Raw genomic sequence first — 20,098 nt, 5'->3', positions numbered from 1 at the left:
TCGCACTACGTATGGGCCGAATTCAGTTAAGCATTCACGACATCCCCTGCCAAAAACACCCGATCACATTCTGGTTGGGAATTTTTACCTACTTTTCTATCGGTGTTATTTTCTTACTCTTGGGAGCAGGGCTCATGGAACCTAAAGCAAGCTGAATGCAAAGGACTTCCGCAAAGCGACCCAACAGCGCAATCCGGCCGACGTATTTACCCCCGACGGCAAATCCTCGGCTGAGCCGCAGCGTTGGACCAAACGAAGGAGAAATTCCGTGTCTCGTAGCTTCGTCTCTCTGGCCTTGTTTCTTGCCGCCAAAAATGCGTCGGCTGAGTCCCTTCCAGATGGGTGGCTTCTCACCGGTGGCAATCCTCAGTCGTATGTCGTGACACCTGACCGGATGGAGTACATCGAGGGGCGCGCGAGCGCCCATTTGTCGTCAAGAGGCGAAAATCAAACGGGCTTCGGCACACTTGCGCAAGCCGCACGCGCTGAGGCTTTTCGTGGCGAGCGCGTCCGATTTTCAGCTTACATAAAAGCTAAAGACGTTACAGACTGGGCCGGTCTGTGGTTTCGAGCGGACCGCGGTGATGGCGCTCTAGTTGCGTTCGACAACATGGCGAACCGCCCGATTAAAGCAAGCTCCGAGTGGCAGCCCTACGAAATAGTGCTTGAACTACCGGCGCAAACAGACACTATTGCTTACGGCGTCCTTATCAACGGATCAGGGTCTGTTTGGTTTGATGACGCAAGGCTTGAGATCGTTGATAGATCAGTTCATGTAACTCAAGCCACAGAAGGGATTCGCTCAAAAAAACCGATGTCTGCGTCTGTCATACAGCCTTCGCCGATTAATCTCAACGTCGAGAGCTGGGCCATGGTCCAACAAGGCGCTCCAGACGACGGCTCTGCCGCGCCGGGGCTTTAGGCGTTGGGCGGCTAAATGAGGAGTGGCTCGCATATTAAATATCGGCTGCGCCTTGGCAGTTCTCTTCTTCGAGCCGACACATGGCAGGCGATGGGCGTTCGTGAATTGAAGGCCCTCATACAGAGATTCTCCGCAAGAGAAAGCACAATCGACTCTTCATGGACGTCCAATCCCACAAAAACGGTGTTATCGTTTGCCATGCTGACCTCCGCGTAAGGAAACCGATCCATGAGCGCAGTCCTATCTCGCTCCTGCGGCTCTGGCGTCAAGCTAACCCTCGCTACGGCCTTGGCGGAGGTCAGCACCTCTGACGGCGGTAGTCATACTGTCTGGGCCTGAACAATGTCTGTTCTCAATCGCACAGCGGCGTCATTGAGGGTATTCGGTAATGAGATCGAGCCGAACGATGTCACCGCACTTCTCGGCTGTGCTCCATCAGAGGCATGGCTCAAGGGTGACGTTCAGAGTTTCCGATCCGGGAGAACGATCACGAGAAAGTCCGGAGCATGGTTCTTAAGTGCTCCAGTGACGGCGCCCGAAGACTTTAATGGTCAAGTTGAGCTTCTTCTCTCTCAGGCAACATCTGATCTCGATACGTGGAGAGACCTGTGCGCTAAATACGAGGTCGATCTTTTCTGCGGCTGGTTCATGAGCACGAGCAACGATGGTGTATCTGTTTCTGTTGCCACGTTGCGAATGCTCGCTGATCGAGGCATAGAGCTTTCAGTAGATATTTACGGTCGGGAAAAAGAAGAGGTCATGGCCCAACCAGCGGTTCAACCCGACGTACCGGCCTCCGGCCGGTCCTCGGGCTAACCTCGGCGTTGGACCTAAAAGAATAGATGAAACGCGACGTCGAGCCGGTAACGTGGGGCTACATGGTGCGAGGCCTACTGATCTTGGCCGTCGGTTCACTCGTTATATGGTTGCTGGGTTAGGCAATCTCGTGCTTTGGGCAAGGAGTTTGTTCGGTCGTAACAGTTACTGCGAGAATCTGGCTCGATTGTTTCCTGATGTTCGCCATAATGGGTTTCGTATTTCTCGGTAGCTCACATTTTAAATATCGGCACTGCAGGCGTTTGGCGAGCAAGGCATGATTAGGCCACAACAAGAAATGTTAGAGCTGGCACCAACTGGCAGTGTCGTTTCATTGATCGAGAGCCGGCGCGACTGGGCATTCAACCCGACGGGGCGGCCTCTGGCCGGTCCGCGCGTTAGCCACGGCGTCTAGGCGAATCGACATGTACATCGAAGCCATACAAGATCCGAGCGATGCTCAATCGTTGTTGACCGCAGCCAATCTGCCCGTCGCCGACATTCTGGCGAACTCACGGCTTTCACTATTTGGCATCCGCAAGGATTGCGGGCTCGTCGCCACAGCAGGCATTGAACATCTCAGCAGTCAGCTGGGCCTTCTTCGCTCTGTTGTCGTCAAACCCCAATTCCGAGGTCACGGCTTCGCCACACAGTTGGTAGCCTACTGCGAGCAATTGGCAAAGAAGAACGGCATGAAGTCGCTCTATTTGTTAACAAACACCGCATCGCCGTTCTTCTCGAAACAAGGTTATCTTCATGTCCCGAGGGCAGAGGTACCCGCTGAAATTTCAAGTACGGCCCAGTTTAGTTCCTTGTGCCCATCGTCAGCCAGCCTTATGCGAAAGGAGCTGCAATGACCTTCTGGCGCACTGGCAAGGTCAACCAACAGGCAGCACGCTTCATTCAAATTGGCCGTCTCAACCAGGATGTATCGCCCTCGCCTTAAGTCGCTCGGAACGCTGCAAAGTGGAGGCGGCCGAATTCAAGGGCGCGCGGGCAGCGTTGTCCCCAGAAATGAAGAACCCGCTTATTCGGATGGCGCTAGCGGCGACATTCGCGCGATCCGATTCGGCCGCGATCCGGTCCCTCGATACGCCGCGTGGCGGCTACTCGGGACGAACGGATCGTGTCAGAAGTTGCAGGGCGGGTCTGCCTGCTGTTTTTTTGCTTGAGGTCGCGCAATGATCAAACAGGTAAGCAGTGTGTTCGCCGCGGCTGTGATGTTGGCGGCGTGTACGCAGCCGAGCGCGCCACCGGTCGTCGGCGGCGACCGTGACGCGCATGGCTGCATCGGGTCGGCCGGTTATTCGTGGTGTGCGCGTGAAGCGCTCTGCGTGCGGCCTTGGGAGCTGGCCGGGCAGCGTGGCTTTGCAAATGAGGCGAACGCCTTCGATGCCTATTGCGCGGCGTCCGCGAACTAGCATCCTGCCTTACGAAAAGCGCTGGCGCGGAATCTGCTGAACAAAACGGCCATGTTCGAAATCAAAGCCCTGAGTTCATCGCCTGCGATCTGCGCGCAGCTGTGCGAGATCATCATCGAGGTCGTCGCCAACGGCGGCTCGGTCAGCTTCATGCACCCGCTGGAGCCGGAGCGCGCGCAGGCGTTCTGGAGTGCGTCGCTGGCCGCTGCGGATCGCGGTGAGCGCATCGTGCTCGGCGCGTTCGACGGCGAACTGCTGGTGGGCAGCGTCACGCTGTTGCTGGATTGCCCACCGAACCAGCCGCATCGCGGCGAGATCGCGAAGATGATGACGCGCCTGCGCTATCGCCAGCGCGGCATTGCCGCGAGCCTGCTGCGGCATGCCGAGGCTTTGGCGATCGAGCGCGGCCGCAGCCTGCTGGTGCTCGACACTGCGGTCGACGAAGGCGCCTCCGGCCTCTACGAGAAACTCGGCTACACCTACGCCGGCACGATCCCGGACTACGCACTCAAGCCGCACGGCGGCCTGACCGGCACGATGCTGTACTGGAAGCGGCTGGGAGCTTGACGAAGCTGTGCGCGCTGCGTGCCGCCGAATGCGGCGTTGGCCTGACCGACTCGGTTCCTGAATCGCGCGGCATTTTGCGGGGCTCGCGCAAGCTGGCTAGGCTGATGATCCTGTCAGGGAAGGCGTAGCAGCACAGGGCGAGTGTGCGCGGTAGCGGGAAGCACTCGGGAACGCTCGCGCCGTCGGGAGAATCAGGAGCGCTGTGACTGCGACACATCGGCAGGGGATGCCGGGATATCCGCTGCTTGGACGATGGCTGGCGATGCTGTTGCTGTGCTTGGCCGCGGCCAGCGCCGCGCGTGCGCAGACGCCATCCCAGGCGCCGCTGTCGGGCTTCCACCACACGCGCTGGAGCCTGGCCGATGGCGCGCCCAGCGGCGTGATCTCGCTGGCGCAGACCCAAGACGGTTATCTGTGGCTGGGCAGCGCGGCCGGGCTGTACCGCTTCGATGGCCTGCACTTCGAGTTGTTCGCGCCAAAGCTGCCGTCGGATTCGATCAGCAGCCTGCTCGCGCTGCGCGACGGCGGTCTGTGGATCGGCTATCGCGGCGGCGGCGCCAGCCTGCTCGACTACAACGGTGAGTTGCATCACTACGGCGAGGCCGAAGGCCTGCCGCCCTGGCGCGTGTGGAAGCTGGAGGCGGACACGCGCGACATCGTCTGGGCGGCGACCGACCGCGGCCTGTACCGCCTGCAGGGCGAGCGCTGGCAGGCGGCGGGTGAAACGTCCGGCTTCGCCGGCAGGCGCGTCTTCACGGTGCTGGCGGACGCCGCCGGCACGCTGTGGGTCGGCTCGGCCGACGGCCTGTACACGCGGGCCGCGGGCGCCACGCGCTTTGTCAGGCTCGATCAGCCGGCGTCGATCGTCGGCTCGCTCGCACAGGGGCCCGACGGCGCGATCTGGAGCGGCGGCGCGCATCACGGTCTGCGCCGTTTCGGTGGCATCCGGGGTGCCGGCAGCTGGCCGCTGGGCGGCTCGGCGCAGCAGCAACCGCTGCTGCTGCCGGATCGCGATGGCGGCCTGTGGCTGGCTCGCGATAGCCAGCTGCTGCGGATTGCGGACTCGCGCCGTCTCGGCGCCGGCGCTGCGCCGGAGTCGCTGGCCGAGGTCTACGGCGACGGCGATCTGAGCGGCGAGCCCTGGTGCATCCTGCAGGATCGCGAAGGCAGCATCTGGGTCGGCAGCAGCCGAGGTCTGGACCGCTTCCGCGCCAACCCGCTGCGCATGGTCGTGGAGCAGAGCGGAGCGATCGCTGCCGCCGGTGGCAGCGATCTGTGGGTGATGAACCCGCAACGCGGCCTGCTGAGGATTGGCGCGGTCAACCGGCATTACGACGGCGGCGCGGCGCGCGATTTCAGCCATCTGTACCGCGAGCCCGACGGCACGCTGTGGCTGGGCTCGCCGTCCGGCCTGTGGCGGCTGGCCGGCGACAAGCTGGAGTCGGTGCCGCTACCGCTACCGCTACCGCTACCGGTGTCGCCTGCGTCCGGCGACGATGGCATCGCCGCGCTGATGCGTGATCGCAGCGGCGGCCTGTGGATGTCGGTGCCGCGCGCCGAGGTCGGCGTGTGGCGGCTTGCCGGCGGTGTGTGGGCGCCCTGGGGCGGCCGCGACGATCTGCCGCATGCGCCGGTGCTGAGCATGGCCGCCGACGCCGCCGGGCGGCTCTGGTTCGGCTATGCGGACCATCGCATCGCCTGTCTCGACGGCGCGCGGCTGCGCGTCTATGGCGCAGCCGAGGGTCTGCAGATCGGCGCCGCCCGGGTGCTGTACTCGCGCGCCGGCAAGGCGGATGTCTGGGCCGCCGGCCCCTCCGGTGTCGCGCGCTTCGACGGCCGGCGCTTCGCGCCTCTGATCGGCGACGACGGCGACGCGTTCCGCGGCGTCAGCGGCATGGTCGAATCGGCGGCCGGGGAGCTGTGGCTCAACGGCGCCGCCGGCATCAGTCGCATCGCCGCGGCCGATCTGGCCGATGTGCGCAGCAATCCGCATCACCCCGTGCGCTACCGGCGCTTCGACACCAACGACGGCCTCGACGGCGGTGCGGCGCAGGTCGGGCCCCTGCCGTCGGCCGCGGAGACCGAAGACGGCCGCCTGTGGTTCGCTGCCGGCAGCGGCATCGTCCGCACCGATCCGGCGAAGCTGCGTTCCAACAGGCTGCTGCCGACGGTGCTGATCCGCGCGGTGCGCGCCGACGACGAGCAGCCGCTGGCACCGGCGCGCCAACTTAGGCTGCCGCACGGCACCACGCGGCTGCAGATCGACTACACCGCCACCAGCCTGGCGGTGCCCGAGCGCGTGCGCTTCCGCTACCGCCTGGAGGGCGTCGACACGCGCTGGCAGGACGCTGGCACGCGGCGCCAGGCGTTCTACACCAACCTCGGCGCCGGCCACTATCGCTTCCAGGTCATCGCCAGCAACGACGCCGGTCTGTGGAACAACACCGGCACGACGATCAGCCTCGACATCGCGCCGGCGTTCTACCAGCAGCCCTGGTTCGCCGCGGCGGGCGTGCTCGCGCTGCTCGGGCTGGCGCGCCTGTTGCACCTGCTGCGACTGCGCCAGATCGCCGCGCAGCTGCGCGTGGAGCTGGTCGAGCGACACCGCGAGCGCGAGCGCATTGCGCGCGAGCTGCACGACACCCTGCTGCAGGGCGTGCAGGGCCTGGTGCTGCGCTTCCAGTCGCTGGCCAACGAGCTGCCGCCGGAGGCGATGCTGCGCCAGCGCATGGACATCGCGCTGGAGCGCGCCGACCGGCTGCTCGCCGAAGGCCGCCAGCGCGTCGCCGAGCTGCACGCCACCGCCAGCGACATCACCGATCTTGCCGAATCGCTGGAGCTGCTGGGCCGGGAGCTGGCGCAGGAACGTGCGATCGACTTCCGCCTGAGCATCGAAGGCAGTCCGCGGGCGCTGCAGCCGCTGCTGCAGGACGAGGTGCATCGCATCGCCCGCGAGGCGCTGATCAACGCCTTCGTCCATTCCGACGCGGCGCGCGTCGACGTGCTGCTGGGTTACGACAGGGGCGGCCTGCGGCTGCGCGTGCGCGACGACGGCGTCGGCATCGACGAGGCGATCCTGAAAGCCGGCGGCGGGGCAGGCCACGGGGGCCTGGCCGGCATGCGCGAGCGCGCCGTCAGGATCGGCGGCTCGCTGGCGATCGTGTCGAGCCTGATGGCCGGCACCGAAATCGATCTGAGCGTGCCGGCGCGGCGCGCGTATCGGGGATCGATTTCGGTGTTCCGGCGGGCCTGAGGTCGAACGCAGCGTGTCGAAGTCCTACGGCGCCTTCGCCGGCTCCGTGGGCGGCGCCGACACCTCGACATCGGTGTCCGGCTCCGGCGTATCCGTGTCGATGCGCTGGCGCCATTGCAGCGGCGTCTGCATCAGGCTGTAGGCGGTGATCTTGCGCGCGATACCGATGTCGTAGCCGTAGTAGGTGTGGACGCCGATCAGGTCCAGCGTCGCGACCTCGGGCAGCGCGTCGAGCGCGCGGTTGGCCAGGCGCTGGGCCAGCTGCTGCGGCTCGTCGTGGATGACGCTGCGCGCCAGGATCGACAGGCTGTGCTGCGGCTCGGTCTTGGTGTCGGGAGCGGTGCGCGCGGCGGTGCCGATCTGGATCGACACTTCCGACACGCCGGGCTCCTGCGCGACCGCGCGCTGCACCTGCATCATCGCGACGAACGCCGGCGTGCGCGACATCTGCTTCATGCCCAGCGGTATCGCCATCGACGCCAGCAGCAACAGCACCACGACGACGACATGGCCGCGCCACAGCCCGGTCGCGGCCGGTACGCCGCCGCCGTCGTAGACGACGTAGCAGCCGCTCACCAGATCGTGCAGTGACTGGCGCGTGCGATGGTTGAACAGCAGCAGGTACAGCAGCGACAGCGCCAGGCCGAACACCGCGACCGCGCCGAGCACGGCAATGGCGAACTGCCCCGGCGATTCGCCGGCGAAGGCGTCGCTGTCCACCGGCGCGCCGTTCAGGAACCAGGCGATCGCCAGCACGCCATAACGTAGCGCGGCGCGCGGCACGCCGACGGTCTCGCCATCTCGGCCGACGACTCTGAGGCCGAACAGGCGCTTGCCCAGCGTGCGGCCGCCGCCGATGCGGCTGTCGAGCAGACCGAAATACAGCAACGACACGCCGACCCCGACCAGGCGCGCGCGAAAGCCCATCTGCGCCAGCGCGTCGTAGAACAGCGCACCGATCAGGAAGCCGGTCAGGGCCAGCAGCACCGCGTCCATCAGGAAGGCGGCGACACGGCGCCATAGCGGCGCGATCGGCGCGGTGGGTATCTCGCTCAAAGGTGTTTTCCCCGGATCGGCAGATCGGCCTGCCGGTGCTTACTTTCCCCGATGGCGCGGGTGCTGTCATCAAGGTGATGAAAAACCGCGGGTCGCGACCACGCTGCCGCCGCCCATCGCAGCGCAGCAAAACAAACCGCGCCGACTGGGGAACCCGGAAGTTCCCTAACTACCCATTAGGGTGGCGTCCGAAAAACGCCGCGGTCGTGTAATGCAATCCACTACAAAAAAGAGCGTGCTACCGGGTCGCGTCCAAGATGCCAGCGACCGGAGCGCAGTTCGATTCGCCTTTCCACGAGGAAGGCTTGCGCAGGAGAGAGCCAATGACACAGATCGATGTGAGGTTGCGCCTGCTGTCCGGCCCTGCCGCCGTCACCGGCGGTGCGCTGCTGCGCCGCGTGATGCCAACACTCTAAGCCGCCGACCACGGTACGGCAGTAGCAACGAGGAAGCTTATGTTCTCCCTGCGTCAAAGAATCGCGATGTGGATCATCGGCCACCAGAAGATCAGCTGGGTGGTATTCATCGTCATCACCGCGTTCTTTGCTGCGGGGCTGCGCGATGTCGAGCTGAAGACCATCTTCTCCGACCTGCTGCCCAAGGATGATCCCTTCGTGCAGGTGTTCAAGGATCATCCGAACTTCGGCAATCCGCTGACCGTCACGCTGATGGTCAAACGCAAGAATGGCGACATCTACAATGCCGAGACGCTGGGCAAGGTCTGGCAGATGACGCGCGACATCGATCTGGCGCCTGGCGTCGATCACGACCAGATCCTGTCGATCGCCACCGAAAAAGCGCGCTACGCCGAAGCCACGCCGTACGGCATCGACATGCGGCCGCTGATGGGCGACTCGGTACCGACCACGGCCGAAGATATCGAATCGTTCCGCAGCAAGGTCGACAAGTCGCCGAATGCGCGCACCTTCCTGGTCTCTGCCGACCAGAGCTCGACGCTGATCAACGCGACCTTCCAGGAATCGCGCCTGGATTACGGCGAAGCCTTCCAGTACGTGCAGGGCCTGGTGGCGAAGAACCGCGACGCCGACCACGACATTTATCTCGCAGGCCAGCCGGCGCTGACCGGCTGGGTCTATGAATACGAAAGCCAGATGATCGGCATCTTCGCGATCACGCTGACCTTGCTGGTGCTGGCGCTGGTCGCCTACATGCGCAACGTCGTCGGCGTGGTCACGCCCATCGTCACCAGCCTGGTCGCCGCGGTCTGGGGCTTCGGTTTCGTCGGCTGGCTGAAATCGCCGATCGAGCCGCTGCTGATGATCGTGCCGCTGCTGCTGATCGCGCGCAGCTTCTCGCACTGCGTGCAGTTCACCGAGCGCTACTACGAAATCTATTCGCATGTGCGCGACAAGCAGAAAGCCGCCGAAATCACCATGGGCGTGATGATGGCGCCGTCGGTGCTCGGCATCTTCACCGATATCGTCGGCATCTTTTTGATCGCGCTGGCGCCGATTCCGGCGATGGAGCGTTTCGCGCTGTTCTGCGGCTTCTGGGCGATATGGCTGATCCCCACCGGCGTGGTGCTGATCTCGCTGCTGCTGGCGGCGCTGCCGCCGCCGAAGAACATCGACGCGCTGGTCGGCGAACAGGCCGACAAGAGCCCGTTCAACCGCGGCTTCCGCAAGCTGCTGGAGGCGATCGCCAGCGTTACCCACGGCCGTCGCGGCAAGGTCACCGCGGTGGTCACGCTGGTTTGCGGCGTCGCCGCGATCATCGTCGCGTTCCAGATCAAGATCGGCAATCCGGTCGAGGGCAGCAACCTGCTGTGGTACGACTCCGAGTTCAATCAGGCGGTGAGGCAGATCAACGCCAACTTCCCCGGCGTCAACACGCTGGAAATCGTGCTGGAGGCCAAAAACCAGCGTAATCCGGATCGCGTCGGCCGCCAGGCCGAAACCATCATGACGATGCTGCAGTTGCAGAACCTGATGGAAAGCGGCAGCGAGCCGCCGCGCGCGACGCTGTCGTTCGCCGATTACCTGATGGAAGGCAACCGCCTGTTCTCCGGCGGCAATCCGAAATGGCTGCCGCTGGATCCGAACGATCACATGGTCGGCTCGGCGTCGATCGCGGTGATGCTCGGCAGCTCGCCCAAGGCGTTCTCGCACGTGATCAACTTCGACATCCAGAACGGCACCGTCTCGCTCTGGTACAAGGACAACAAGCAGGAAACCATCGACGCCGCGCTGGCCGCGGCGAAGAAGGCGGTGGAGACCGTCGGTGTCGACCACAAGGCCTTCACGGTGCGGCTCGGCACCGGCACGATCGCGCTGCAGCAGGCGACCAACAACGTCGTCGAGCGCTATCACTGGGTGATCATCGGCCTGCTGAATTTCGTCATCCTGCTGGGCTGCTCCTACGCCTACCGCAGCTTCGTCGCCGGCCTGATCCTGCTGGTGCCGGTGAACCTGTCGAACTTCGTGCTGCTGGCGTCGATGCACCTGATGGGCATCGGCCTGGACATCAACTCGCTGATGGTCGCATCGATCGGCGTCGGTGTCGGCATCGATTACGGCATCTATCTGCTGAGCCGAATCTGCGAGGAATACCACGCGCAGGAAAGCGACATCGGCCGCGCCATCACCGCGTCGCTGTCGACCACCGGCAAGGCGATCATGTTCACCGCCAGCATCATGCTGCTCGGCATCATGCCCTGGTACTTCCTGTCGGATCTGAAGTTCCTCGCCGACATGGGCCTGCTGCTGGTGCTGATCATGCTGATCAACATGGTGCTGGCGCTGGTGGTGCTGCCGCTGCTGGTGTGGCTGGTCAATCCGCGCTTCCTCAAGCGCGAAGACCTGCTGGTCGGCGAGGGTGTGGATCTGTCGCAGTACACCGCGGCGCGCGAGGACTCGCTGCAGCACCACGCGATGGCCAAGTGAGGTTTTCAAGCTAAGGGATTCATCAAACGGCGGCCGTCCGGCCGCTCAATAAAAGCAGTGCGACACAAACGGTTTTTCGAGGAGACGACGTCATGCATATCCGCAAATTCGATTTCGACTACAGCCGCCGCTCGTTCATGGGCAAGACCCTGGCAGGCGCCGCCACCGCCGGCGTGCTGGCGCCGCTCTGGCCTCAGATCGCCCATTCCGCCGATGTCTCCAAGGCCTATCCCGACGAGCTGCTGTCGATCGAGATGTACACCAAGGGCAAGATCAAGCCGGGCGACGTGATCACCGCGGACAACGTCGACGTGGTCAAGGATCTGCTCGACCCGGTGGCCTACAAGCAGGTCAAGACGATGCAGCGCCGCATCAACATCGTCGAGTCGACCAAGGACGTCAGCAAGCTGTTCCCGTACCAGTACCTGGAAGCGACGCTGAAGAACAAGGGCAAGGCCAAGTTCGGCCCGGACGGCAACGTCTATACCGCCGATGGCAAGCCGTGGATCGGCGGCAGCCCGTTCCCGGATTCCAAGGACGCCAACGAAGCCACCGCGAACCTCACGCTGAGCTGGGGACGTCACGACTACTCGCAGTACGCGGTGCGTGACTGGGATATCGATCCCTCCGGCGAAGTGTCCTACCAGTACGACTTCGTCTGGACCGAGCTCAACACCACCGCGCGCGTCGACGGCAAGGTGTGGAACAACCGCGCCGACCTGCTGCGTCTGCAGTCGGTGTTCTTCACCGCGCCCAACGACACCAAGGGCAGCTCCTTCCTCAACACCTGGTACTACGACCAGCGCAAGTTCCCCGATCTGATCGGCTACCTGCCGGCGTTCAAGCGCGTGCGCCAGTTCCCGACCAATCAGCGCTTCGAGCCGCTGGTGCCGGGCATCACGCTGTTCCTGTCCGATGCCTGGGCCGCCGGTGATCCGATGCAGACCTGGGGCAACTACAAGGTCGTCGGCCGTGGCCCGATGCTCGGCGCGGTCGGCAACAAGAACTTCATGGGCGGCACGCACCCGAACTACGAGCGTCCGGTGCACGGCGGCGCCAAGGGCAAGACCTTCCACGACGTGTACATGGAACTGGTCCCGGAATGCCTCATCGTCGAAGCCGAGCCCACCGGCTATCCGCGTGCGCCGGTCGGCAAGAAGCGCACCTGGATCGACGTGCGCAACGGCATGTACGTCGCCTACGTCACCTACGATCGCCGCGGCGAAATCTGGAAGTCGTTCGAGCCGCACTACGCGCAGTACGCCAACGACAAGGTCGTGATCAAGGACGAAACCGGCCACCCGGCCTGGTCCTGGGTCAGCGTCATCTGCCACGACGTGCAGTCCAACCGTCTGAGCCGTTTCGTGCAGGCCAAGGAAGTCACCGGCGGCTACAAGTCCACGTACAGCGAGGCCGGCGTCGACGTCTACAGCAAGTTCCTGACGCCGCAGGCCATCGGCCGTCTCGGCGCCTGATCGTCCGTGCTTCGTTCAACGCATCGGGAGAGGCGTGTCGTGAAAACTTTCGATCGCAGCCTGCGCGCTGCCTGTAGTGCGATCGCGGTGGCCGTGGTCGTGGTCGCCGCGGCCGACGCCAAGGAAGCGCCGATCAGCGCGGCCGGTGACAAGGGCGGCGTGCCGGTGGTCGTGCAGGGCACCGTGCACCAGGCGCTATTCGGCGTTGCCTTCGACGGTGATCACGGCGTTGCCGTCGGTGCGATGGGCGAGTTGCTCGACAGCACCGACGGCGGCCGCAAGTGGACGGCGCTGGACAAGGCGCCGACGCCGCTGTCGCTGCTCGGTGTCGGCGTGCGCGGCGACAAGCGAATCGCCGTCGGCCAGGAAGGCCTGATCCTGCTCAGCGACGCCGGCGGGCCGTGGACCCGGGTCGACAGCGGCACCGATCAGCGCATGTTGTCGGTGGCGATGAACGCGCAGGGTCTGGCGGTCGCGGTCGGTGCCTTCGGCACCGTCACCGTGTCGTCGGACGGCGGCAAGACCTGGGTGAAATCGGCTATCGACTGGACCCGCTTCATGACCGAGCCGGTCGAGCCGCATCTGTACGACGTCATCGTCGGCGACACCGGCGTGGTCACCGTAGTAGGCGAATACGGCCTGATCCTGCGCTCGCCGGATGCCGGTAAGAACTGGGTCGCGGTCAACCACGGCGAAGCCTCGCTGTTCGACATCGAGCTGCGCGCCGACGGCGGTGGTTATGCCGTCGGACAGGACGGCTACGTGCTCGCCACCAGCGACGGCGGCAATGTGTGGAAGCCGCTGACGACCCACTCCAAGTCGCTGTTGCTCGGCGTGTGGTCGTCGGCCGATGGCCACGTGCTGATCGCCGGCATGCGCGAAATGCTCGAAAGCCGCGACGGCGGGCAGAGCTGGAAAGCGCGCACCGACGGCGATTTCGCCACCGCCTGGTATTCCGGCGTCGCATCGCCGGCCAGCGGTGGGCTGGTGCTGGTCGGGCATTCCGGACGCATCGTCAGAATCGAGGGTTGAGGGTTTCGCGGGCGAGTGAGTGTTGGAGATTGGCGGCTGCGTCGAGGAGGCATCGGCGCCGCCTGCCGTAGTGCATTCAATAAAAAATCAAGGAGGGGGAGAACATGGTGACCAAGGCAAGCTTGTGGGGTCTGCTGGCAGGCGTGGCGTGCATGCTGTCGTCGACCGCGTGGTCTCAGGACGCGGCGATGCCGGCCGGCGAGCCGGCACCGGTGGACGCCAGCAGCGGCCCGGCCACGGGTCCGGTGGAAGAGCAGATGCCGACCGCGGCCGATTCCGGCCCGCAATCCGGTGCGTCGTCCGACTATGCGTCGTCGTCGTCGCCGGAACAGCCCGGCATGTTCGGTGATCTGTTCGGCGGCATGTCCTGGAGTTTCAGCGGCTATACGCGCATCGAAACCGCGATCAAGACCACCAACGAAGAAAACCCGTACAACCAGAACGGCAACCTGTTCAACGGCAAGGCCACCGCGCGTTGCGGCGGCGTGCCGCCGACGGCGCTGTGCACGACGCCGGACGAAGCGGTGCGCACCGGCAAGACCGCCAACAACGAGTTCAACCTGCAGCAGCTGCGCACGCACCTGGACTTCTCCGCGGTGTTGAGTCCGCAGCTCACGGCGCGCGCGCTGATTCGCGGCATTTATGAGCTCGGCGCCTACGACGACTACAACCCGAACGATGTCGCCAGCAATGCCGACGGTTACCTGTACCGCAAGCCGAACTACTTCGAGTACGACAATTACAAAAAAGGCGGCTGCCAGAACCGTCTCGAAGTCTGCGGCCGCAACTTCATGGTCGATCTGCCGGCGCTGACCCTGGATTATCAGGAAGGCCCGCTGCTGATCCGCGCCGGCAACCAGCAGATCGCCTGGGGCCAGGCGCTGTTCTTCCGCGTGATGGATATTCCCAACGGCCTGGATCTGCGTCGCCATCTGTTCATCGACTACACGCCGGAGGAATACGCCGACGAGCGCATCGCCTCGCCGGCGATCCGTACCTCGTACCAGATCACCAACGAGTGGGAGGCCGACAGCTTCGTGCAGCTGTTCCAGCCGACGATCTATCCGAACCCGAACACGCCGTACAACGTGATCGCGTCGCAGTTCACGATTCACGATCGCTACAACGAAGTCGACAACAAGCTCGACTACGGCATCCGCTTGCGCGGCAGCCTGTACAACATCGGCATGCAGTTCGTCGCCGCCAGCCGCTACAACCCGGACGGCGTGTTCCGCTGGACCGAGTCCGGCGTCAACCGCAACCTGCCGGCTTACCTGCCGAACCTGGCGCCGAACATCCTGCCCGGCCTGAGCCAGCTGGTGCCGACGCTGATCCCGGGCGGCGTGCCGGCCACCGGCGCGATCCTGGCGCAGACGCCGTTCGAAGTGGATCCGACCGGTGTCGTCTCGGCCAGCGAGTGGTTCACCTATGCCGGCATGGCGCGCCTGTCCGCACAGGAAGGCCTCAATGCCGCGATCAACGATTTCCCCGCGACGGCGCTGCTGCTGGCCAATCCGGTCGACAGCGATCCGGCGGCGATGCGTGAACTCGATCTGTTCTTCCAGCTCTCCGGCGGCCTGCGCGGCCACATCGAGCGCGAGTATCGCCGCGAGCACAACTACGGCGTCGGTGCCAGCTACGTCATCGAAGCCGATCCGGGTTCGCTGCTCGATCAGCTGATCATCAACGTCGAGGCGATGTACACGCCGGACCGCACCTATACGCCGATCGATCTGGGACACAACCTGACCCAGCGCGACGAGTGGGTCACCGCGCTGGTCATGGAGAAGTACCAGCGCTTTTCGCAGAGCTTCCCGGCGACCTACATGGTGTTCCAGTGGGAGCATCGCACCGAGAGCGATCTGTACGGCCGTCTGCTCGATGGCATGAACGGTACGGCCACCACCACCGCCGGCGGCTACAACGGCGGTTGGGACGGCCTGGTGTTCGCGTTCCAGCAGCCGTTTCCGAACCTGGTGTATCGCATCGACGGCGCGGTGCTGTACGACACCCGCGGCGGCGTGCTCGCCCAGCTCGGCCTGCGCTGGAAGCCGTCCGGCCCGTTCGCCGCCGAAATCTATTACACCTATCTCGACGGCCAGCTCAGCGGCAATGCCAACGACAACGTGATCTCGACGATCGACTATGCCGACGAAATCGGCGTGCGTCTGGGTTATCAATTCTGATGCAGTTGTAAAGAACAGGCAGCTTTTCGCCGGCGCACCCCGGCGAGTCCCGCCGGCGGTCCCGCCTCCGAGCCGCCGGCGGATTTTTATTCAGGGAACCTCTGATTAAGTCCTACGCGGGCGTGCAGGACTTAATCAGAAGTTACCCAGGGAGTGGCATGCGCATCACCCGTTACGACCGGCTCTACAGCCGCCGGCGTTTTCTCGACCAGGCCGCACGCGGCGTGTTCGCGGCCGGCGTGCTGGCGCCGTTGTGGGATGTGCTCGCTGCAACCGGATCGATAGAAAAGGCTTATCCGGAAGAACTGCTGTCGATCGACGGCTATACCCGCGGCAAGCTCAAGGCCGGCGACGTCATCGATGCGAGCAACGTCGAGCTGGTGAAGCAGCTGCTGACGCCGGTGGTCTACACGCAGGTGGCGACGATGGGCCGCAAGCTCAAGCTCGCCGCGACCACCACCGACATCATGCGACTGTCGCCCTGGGAATATCTGCAGGCGACGTTCTCCAACCGTGGCAAGGCGCAGCTCGATGCGCGTGGCAACGTCGTCACGCTCGAGGGCAAGCCCTGGATCGGCGGCAATCCCTTCCCTGATCCGAAAACCGCGATCGAACTTTTCGCCGGGCTCACCTTGAGCTGGGGCCGTCACGATGCGTCGATGTACGCGACGCGTGAATACGATGTCGGTGCCAGCGGCGAGGTGCAGTTCGAATACGAGTCCGGCTGGGCCGAGCTGTCGCCGGTGGCGCGCACCGTGCTCGAACCCAGGCCTTACTGGAACGGTCACGAAGACAAGCTGCGCTATCAGTGCGCGTTCTTCACGGCGCCGAACAGCGTGCGTGGCACTTCGTTCCTGAATATCTGGGACTACGACCAGCATCGCTTTCCCGAGCTGTATGGCTACGTGCCGGAGTTCAAGCGCGTGCGCCAGTTTCCGACCGACCAGCGCTTCGAGCCGCTGGTGCCGGGCTCGGCGCTGTATCTGTCCGACGCCTGGGCTGCCGGCGATCCGCTGTACACCTGGGGCAACTACCGCATCACCGGGCGCCAGCCGATGCTGGCCGCGGTCAGTGGCGGCTGGAACGCGGAGCATCCGAACTGGCAGCACAAGACCCACGGCGGGCCCAAGGGCCTGACGTTCTGGGACACCACGGTGGAGCTGGTGCCGGAGGTGATCCTCGTCGAAGCCGAGCCGGTGCTGTTTCCGCGGGCGCCGGTGGGCAAGAAGCGCGTCTACTTCGACGCGCGCACGCAGCTGCCGCTGGCGATGGTGTCGTTCGACCGGCGTGGCGACGTGTTCCGCTCTTTCGACGCGGCGTTCGCGCTTTACGAATCCGGCAGCAAAAAAATCATGGACGGCGCGCATCCGCTGTGGAGCTGGGGCCACGTGCATGCCTACGATCTGCAGAGCCAGCGCATGACGCGGCTGGAGCAGGTGCGCGAAATCAGCGGCGGCCACAAATCCAGCGCCAACGATCCCGCGCTGTACGACAACTATCTCACTCGCTCGGCGTTGATGCGCCTCGGCCGATGAATGCCGCGCATTCGCGCCGCGCACGTCAGCAGCCGGCGCCGGCCCCTGTAGGAGCGGACCCTGTCCGCGACTGCGGCAAGGCCGGCATTGCTGTCGCTCAATTCCGCAGCGCAGCCTGACGTATCACCATGCTCGCCGACCCCGCCAGCCTGCGCGCCGAGCATCACGCGATCGACGCGATGCTGATCGCCGGCCTGCCGACGATCGAGCTGGCCAAACGCGACGACGTGGTCGAGCCCGCATCACCCGCGCAACAACACCGCCTGCTGCTGCGCGTACTCCCAGCCTCCTTCGCACTGCATCTGCTGCTCGCGCTGCTGGTCAGCGGCCTGCTGCAACTCGGCCGTCAGGCGCCGCCGCCACGCGCCAGCATTCGCGCGGTGATGATCTCCTCATCGGTCCATTCCGGTTCGCAAAGCGCCGAAGCCGTGCCAACGCAGGCGAACACCGCCGCCGCGCCGGCACCGGCGAAACCCGCACCGGCACCGAAGCCCGCGCCGCAGGCAAAACCACAGGCGCCGACCAAGCCGGCGAAGCCGGCGCCGCCGACACCGGCCAAGGCCGCGAGCAGCGCCGCCTCGGCCAGCACATCGCCGGTATCCAAGGATCAGAGCGGCGTCGAAGCCCTGGATGACGCCGACTCGCTGCTGATGCGGCTGCGCGCCAACTGGCTGGCGCCGCCGCGCGCGGCGCCGGTGTTCCGCTGCCGGCTGCGCATCGATTATCGCGGCGGCGGCATGATCAGCGCGGTGCATGTCGAGCAGGGCTGCGGCGATCGCAGCCTCGGCGATTCGATCGAGCGGGCGGTGTGGAAAACCCAGCCGCTGCCCTTGCCGCCGGATGCACCGGCCAGCGGCAGCCTCGATCTGGAGTTCAGCCCGTGATCGCGCGGCGACTGCTGGTCGTGTTGCTGCTGGTCACCGGGAGCGCGCAGGCCGCGAAAAAAACCGTGCCGGTCGCAGCGCCGGTGCCGGCCGCGCCGGTTTTGCCGCCCTGCGTCGCGAGCCGCGTCGAACCGCCGCTCACAGGCGCGCCGCCGGCTTTCCGCGACTGCGACGGTTTGCCGGTGATGGTCGCGCTGCCGGCCGGGCATTTCCGCATGGGCGACGTGCTCGGCACCGGCACCGCTTACGAAAAGCCGGTACACGAGGTGACGCTGCGCCGTTTCGCGATCGGCCGTTATGAAGTCACGCGCGGCGAATGGATGGCCTGCGTCGCGGCGATGGCGTGTGCGGCGCCCGGCGGCGATGCAGCCGGCGGCGATCCGCAACTGCCGGTCGCTGAACTGGGCTGGAACGAAATCCAGCCGTATCTCGCGTGGATTTCGCAGCGCAGCGGCCAGCGTTATCGGCTGCCGAGCGAAGCCGAGTGGGAATACGCGGCGCGAGCCGGCCTGGAGTCGCAATACAGCTGGGGCAACCTGGTCGAGCCGGCCTGCGAGCAGGCGAACGCTTTCGATCGCGCCGGCCATCGCGGCCATCCGCAGTGGGGCTGGCAGATCGAATGCAACGACGGCTATGCCAGCAGCGCGCCGGTCGGCCGCTTTCCACCGAATGCCTGGGGCCTGCACGACATGCTCGGCAATGTCTGGGAATGGGTCGCCGACTGCTGGCATGCGGATTACGAAGGCGCGCCGGTGGACGGCAGCGCCTGGCTGGGCGCGGGTGACGCACCGGCCTGCCGCAAGCATGTCAATCGAGGTGGCGGCTGGGGCAATCATCCGCGCACCTTGCGCCTGTCGAATCGCGACGCCGATGAGACGGCGGCGCGCAGCGACGGCCTCGGCTTTCGTGTTGCAAGGGATCTCGGACAATGAAGCTACGCAGGGTTGTTGGCTTGTTGCTGATCGCATCGTCCACCGTGCTGGCTGCGCCGACGCCGCCGGTTCCGGCCGCAGGCGCAGCCGCGCCGATCGAGCGCCCGCTGTCGATCAGGCTCGACATCGACGCCACGCAGAACTGGCGCAACGACAAGCAATGGAGCCGCGCCAGCACGCAGCAGCATTACCAGTTGAGCACGCGGCTGCGCAGCGACGGCCGGCTGTATCACGACAATCTGCTGGAGCCGGATCTCGAGCGGCGCGTGCGTATCAAGAGCGAGTACTACACCTATCAGGGCCTGCTGCAGCTGCGCCGCGACAACGGCGGACGCCTGCCGGATGCGGCGCAGGCGGCGCGCGGCTTCGGCGGTCAGACCCTGCAGCAGCATCACGCCTGCGTGGACGCCGCCGATTGCCCGAATGCGGTCGCCGAGCGCTATGCGGCGATCAGCGCGCTGCAGAACAACAGCCTCGCCGAGCTGGAAGAATTCATCGCCACTTACGACCAGCCCGGCGGCACATACCGCTATTTCTTCGGCTATGCCGGCTGCCCGAACCAGATGCGGCTTCAGCATCGCGCCCACTTCGAAGGCGAGCAGGCCTACGACCGCGACAAGAAAAAGCTGCAGCCTTTCACGCTCGACTGGAGCGCCGACAGCCGCGGCAGCGCCGATGAGCAGGCGCGGCTGTGCCAGCGCTACGTGGCGACCGTGGATACCCGTGATGGCAGCGTCTATCTGGAGACCGCGTTCGTGCCGTCGGCGCGTGGACAGATCGTCAGCGTGCTGTCCGGCGCCAGCGAGCAGCGTCAGGCCGATCTGCCGCTGCCGTCCGAAGTGATGCGCTGGCTCGCCGATCAGCTGGGGCATGCGCCGCCGCAGCTCAAACGCAGTGCGACCCTGCAACTGGACCGGCCGCTGGACGGCAACGCGACCGTGCTCGGTCTGTTCGACGGCAGCGCGCGGGTGCAGCTGGAATGGGCATTCACCGAAGCCAAGGCTCCATAGGCCGGGCAGGCCCGTGTCGCGGCCAGGCCTGGAATCGACGATGGCAACGCGCGCATCGAGCGCCCGCAGCGCCGATCGAATCGCCGCCGCAGAACTACCCTTCGGG

The 20,098-nt window shown here is 65.1% G+C and carries 15 protein-coding genes; 14 read left to right on the top strand and 1 reads right to left on the bottom strand.

The features are described from left to right. Nucleotides 1–268 precede the first annotated feature (268 nt). The 6 genes from ACQZF9_RS18795 (at nucleotide 269) to ACQZF9_RS18770 (ending at nucleotide 6,979) form a co-directional block, all read left to right on the top strand. Nucleotides 269–922 (top strand): hypothetical protein, encoded by a 654-nt coding sequence (locus ACQZF9_RS18795; RefSeq protein ID WP_428310492.1) that lies wholly within the window; start codon nucleotides 269–271, stop codon nucleotides 920–922. 342 nt (nucleotides 923–1,264) lie between these two features. After that, entirely contained in the window at nucleotides 1,265–1,738 is a 474-nt protein-coding gene (locus ACQZF9_RS18790; protein WP_428310491.1) for a DUF4279 domain-containing protein, read from the top strand. Nucleotides 1,739–2,163: 425 nt separating this feature from the next. Then, nucleotides 2,164–2,595: an arsenic resistance N-acetyltransferase ArsN2 gene (arsN2, locus tag ACQZF9_RS18785; RefSeq protein WP_428310490.1), complete on the top strand. Its 432-nt coding sequence runs from the start codon at nucleotides 2,164–2,166 to the stop codon at nucleotides 2,593–2,595. A 324-nt stretch (nucleotides 2,596–2,919) separates the two neighbouring features. After that, nucleotides 2,920–3,159: a peptidase gene (locus ACQZF9_RS18780; protein ID WP_428310489.1), complete on the top strand. Its 240-nt coding sequence runs from the start codon at nucleotides 2,920–2,922 to the stop codon at nucleotides 3,157–3,159. Between the two features lie 51 nt (nucleotides 3,160–3,210). After that, nucleotides 3,211–3,726: a GNAT family N-acetyltransferase gene (locus ACQZF9_RS18775; protein WP_428310488.1), complete on the top strand. Its 516-nt coding sequence runs from the start codon at nucleotides 3,211–3,213 to the stop codon at nucleotides 3,724–3,726. A gap of 262 nt (nucleotides 3,727–3,988) precedes the next feature. Further along, nucleotides 3,989–6,979, top strand: coding sequence for a two-component regulator propeller domain-containing protein (locus tag ACQZF9_RS18770; RefSeq protein WP_428310487.1), 2,991 nt, complete (start codon nucleotides 3,989–3,991; stop codon nucleotides 6,977–6,979). A gap of 24 nt (nucleotides 6,980–7,003) precedes the next feature. Here ACQZF9_RS18770 and ACQZF9_RS18765 read toward each other — a convergent pair whose 3' ends face one another. Next, entirely contained in the window at nucleotides 7,004–8,035 is a 1,032-nt protein-coding gene (locus ACQZF9_RS18765) for an RDD family protein (RefSeq protein WP_428310486.1), read from the bottom strand. A 455-nt stretch (nucleotides 8,036–8,490) separates the two neighbouring features. Between ACQZF9_RS18765 and ACQZF9_RS18760 the strand changes: the two genes are divergently transcribed. From ACQZF9_RS18760 to ACQZF9_RS18725, 8 genes are all read left to right on the top strand, one after another. Then, the gene (locus ACQZF9_RS18760; protein WP_428310485.1) at nucleotides 8,491–10,938 is read left to right on the top strand and encodes an efflux RND transporter permease subunit; all 2,448 of its coding nucleotides are present in this window, start codon (nucleotides 8,491–8,493) and stop codon (nucleotides 10,936–10,938) included. A 92-nt stretch (nucleotides 10,939–11,030) separates the two neighbouring features. Beyond that, nucleotides 11,031–12,413: a DUF1329 domain-containing protein gene (locus tag ACQZF9_RS18755; protein WP_428310484.1), complete on the top strand. Its 1,383-nt coding sequence runs from the start codon at nucleotides 11,031–11,033 to the stop codon at nucleotides 12,411–12,413. 39 nt (nucleotides 12,414–12,452) lie between these two features. Next, nucleotides 12,453–13,445, top strand: a complete 993-nt coding sequence (locus ACQZF9_RS18750; protein WP_428310483.1) for a WD40/YVTN/BNR-like repeat-containing protein — start codon at nucleotides 12,453–12,455, stop codon at nucleotides 13,443–13,445. A 104-nt stretch (nucleotides 13,446–13,549) separates the two neighbouring features. Further along, nucleotides 13,550–15,631: a DUF1302 family protein gene (locus tag ACQZF9_RS18745; RefSeq protein WP_428310482.1), complete on the top strand. Its 2,082-nt coding sequence runs from the start codon at nucleotides 13,550–13,552 to the stop codon at nucleotides 15,629–15,631. Nucleotides 15,632–15,789: 158 nt separating this feature from the next. After that, nucleotides 15,790–17,166 carry a DUF1329 domain-containing protein gene (locus ACQZF9_RS18740; RefSeq protein ID WP_428310481.1) on the top strand — a complete coding sequence of 459 codons (1,377 nt, stop codon included), beginning with the start codon at nucleotides 15,790–15,792 and terminating at the stop codon, nucleotides 17,164–17,166. 128 nt (nucleotides 17,167–17,294) lie between these two features. Continuing rightward, entirely contained in the window at nucleotides 17,295–18,050 is a 756-nt protein-coding gene (locus ACQZF9_RS18735; protein ID WP_428310480.1) for a TonB C-terminal domain-containing protein, read from the top strand. Further along, entirely contained in the window at nucleotides 18,047–18,982 is a 936-nt protein-coding gene (locus tag ACQZF9_RS18730; RefSeq protein ID WP_428310479.1) for a formylglycine-generating enzyme family protein, read from the top strand. Before ACQZF9_RS18735 ends, ACQZF9_RS18730 begins: the two co-directional genes overlap by 4 nt. A gap of 20 nt (nucleotides 18,983–19,002) precedes the next feature. Beyond that, nucleotides 19,003–19,992 (top strand): hypothetical protein, encoded by a 990-nt coding sequence (locus tag ACQZF9_RS18725; RefSeq protein WP_428310478.1) that lies wholly within the window; start codon nucleotides 19,003–19,005, stop codon nucleotides 19,990–19,992. Nucleotides 19,993–20,098 lie beyond the last annotated feature (106 nt).

Origin of the sequence: Hydrocarboniphaga sp. (assembly GCF_965279055.1) — a bacterium.
Lineage (GTDB): Bacteria > Pseudomonadota > Gammaproteobacteria > Nevskiales > Nevskiaceae > Hydrocarboniphaga.
The sequence above is the reverse complement of the archived record's forward strand: the minus strand, read 5'-3'. Positions and strand labels throughout refer to the sequence as shown.

What these genes read in the sequence shown, in the direction of transcription:
- ACQZF9_RS18790 (WP_428310491.1), top strand. Translation starts at nt 1,265, where the DNA reads ATGTCTGTTCTCAATCGCACAGCGGCGTCATTGAGGGTATTCGGTAAT.
- arsN2 (WP_428310490.1), top strand. Translation starts at nt 2,164, where the DNA reads ATGTACATCGAAGCCATACAAGATCCGAGCGATGCTCAATCGTTGTTG.
- ACQZF9_RS18780 (WP_428310489.1), top strand. Translation starts at nt 2,920, where the DNA reads ATGATCAAACAGGTAAGCAGTGTGTTCGCCGCGGCTGTGATGTTGGCG.
- ACQZF9_RS18775 (WP_428310488.1), top strand. Translation starts at nt 3,211, where the DNA reads ATGTTCGAAATCAAAGCCCTGAGTTCATCGCCTGCGATCTGCGCGCAG.
- ACQZF9_RS18770 (WP_428310487.1), top strand. Translation starts at nt 3,989, where the DNA reads ATGCTGTTGCTGTGCTTGGCCGCGGCCAGCGCCGCGCGTGCGCAGACG.
- ACQZF9_RS18760 (WP_428310485.1), top strand. Translation starts at nt 8,491, where the DNA reads ATGTTCTCCCTGCGTCAAAGAATCGCGATGTGGATCATCGGCCACCAG.
- ACQZF9_RS18755 (WP_428310484.1), top strand. Translation starts at nt 11,031, where the DNA reads ATGCATATCCGCAAATTCGATTTCGACTACAGCCGCCGCTCGTTCATG.
- ACQZF9_RS18745 (WP_428310482.1), top strand. Translation starts at nt 13,550, where the DNA reads ATGGTGACCAAGGCAAGCTTGTGGGGTCTGCTGGCAGGCGTGGCGTGC.
- ACQZF9_RS18740 (WP_428310481.1), top strand. Translation starts at nt 15,790, where the DNA reads ATGCGCATCACCCGTTACGACCGGCTCTACAGCCGCCGGCGTTTTCTC.
- ACQZF9_RS18735 (WP_428310480.1), top strand. Translation starts at nt 17,295, where the DNA reads ATGCTCGCCGACCCCGCCAGCCTGCGCGCCGAGCATCACGCGATCGAC.